We start from the raw sequence: 1,540 nt of genomic DNA, 5'->3' as shown, positions 1-1,540 counted from the left end.
TTAAGATGAAAGCTGTCAAAATGTACGAGGAAGGAAACAAAAGCTATAACACGTTAGCTGAAGAATTAGGGCTTCGAAGTTCAACCCAGCTCAAAAATTGGGTGAAAACATATCGGGAAGGCAAGTCTTTTGATGATCAAAGGGGAAAAGATACAAAGTCAGACAATCCTTTTATTGGACGCCCTAAAACAACGTTTAAAAGTGTTGAGGAAGAACGAGATTATTTAAAGGCACAGGTCGAATACCTAAAAAAGCGCTATCCAAATCTGCATGGGGAGGACGGATTTTGAAGGCAGCACGATTTGAAGCTGTTCACGAATTGAAGGACCGTTATCCGATTACGTGGCTGGTATGTATCGCCAAAGTGTCACGGTCAGGGTACTATAAATGGCGCAAGGCTCAAAGGTTTCGAATGGCAAGGCAACAGAGAGATCAGATCATAAAAGAGCACATCATGGCGATTCATCATTCACGCCCTTTCTATGGCTATCCTCGGATTACTGTCGCTTTAAAGAAAGAAGGTTTCTGCGTCAACCATAAGCGTGTTTACAGATTGATGAGAGAGATGAACATCCACTCGATTATTCGAAAAAAGCGTCGTTATTTTGGAAGAAAGGCATCGGTTGTCCTGCCAAACCGGCTTAACCGAGAATTTCAAACCAATCAGCCTAATCAGTTATATGTAACCGATATTACCTATATTGCTTGCGGACAACGATTCTATTATCTTTCTGCAGTACAAGATCTTTACAACAATGAGGTTGTCGCATGGAAACTGTCAAAGCGAAATGATCTTGAACTGGTGATGAAAACAGTGGAAAGTTTAACAGCTCAACGGGATGTCCAAGGGGCCATTCTCCACTCTGATCAAGGATTCCAATACACAACAAAAGCATATCAAAAGCGACTTGAAACCGTTGGTTTGAAGGGCAGCCATTCCCGTAAGGGAAACTGCCTGGATAACGCCTGTATCGAATCATTTTTCTCGCACCTCAAAACAGAGAATACATACTTTTCTTCATGTCAAACTGAAAAAGAGCTCCACAAAAGCATTAAAGATTACATCCAGTTCTATAATCACGAACGATTCCAGAAAAAATTAAACCAGTGTGCTCCGGTAGAATACCGTAACACACTGGTTGCTTAGGCTTTTTATGGCTGTCTACTTGACAGGGGTAAGACCAACCACATATGGTTTTGGGCTTTTATCATTTATCGAACACTATAGCTTGATGTATTGATCCCTCTCTCTGTGAGCCAATGATGGGTTTCACCTTTGATCACAAGGGGCGCCTTTTGTAAATCGTCACTCGTTCTGGCGCCCAGCACGGTCATAATCATCTTTAATTCCTCAAGGATCAGCTGAATCTCCTCAAGCAGCCCTTCCTCACCGCTGTCAGTCAGCGCTTTTAAAAAATGCCCTGCCATTCCGGCGCAAGAGGCCCCAAGCGCAATTGCCTTTGCCACATCAAGTGCATCTTGCAGACCGCCAGAAGCGATCATGGTGCTTGCAGGAAACTTAGAGCGGATTTCCGCCAAA

At 43.2% G+C, this 1,540-nt stretch carries 2 protein-coding genes; one reads left to right on the top strand and one right to left on the bottom strand.

The annotated features are described in order from the left end of the window. A protein-coding gene (locus ACWHAR_RS20950) for an IS3 family transposase (protein WP_452087707.1) occupies window positions 1-1,147 on the top strand; the annotation gives its coding sequence in 2 pieces (ribosomal slippage) (window positions 1-258 and window positions 258-1,147; 1,148 coding nt annotated over the 2 pieces). This gene is flagged as partial in the annotation. Window positions 1,148-1,212: 65 nt separating this feature from the next. Here ACWHAR_RS20950 and ACWHAR_RS20945 read toward each other — a convergent pair. Continuing rightward, window positions 1,213-1,540: alpha-hydroxy-acid oxidizing protein (locus tag ACWHAR_RS20945; RefSeq protein ID WP_452087706.1), on the bottom strand; the 328-nt coding region annotated here is incomplete at its 5' end.

Source organism: Bacillus sp. LR--39 (genome assembly GCF_053613335.1).
The sequence above is the reverse complement of the archived record's forward strand: the minus strand, read 5'-3'. Positions and strand labels throughout refer to the sequence as shown.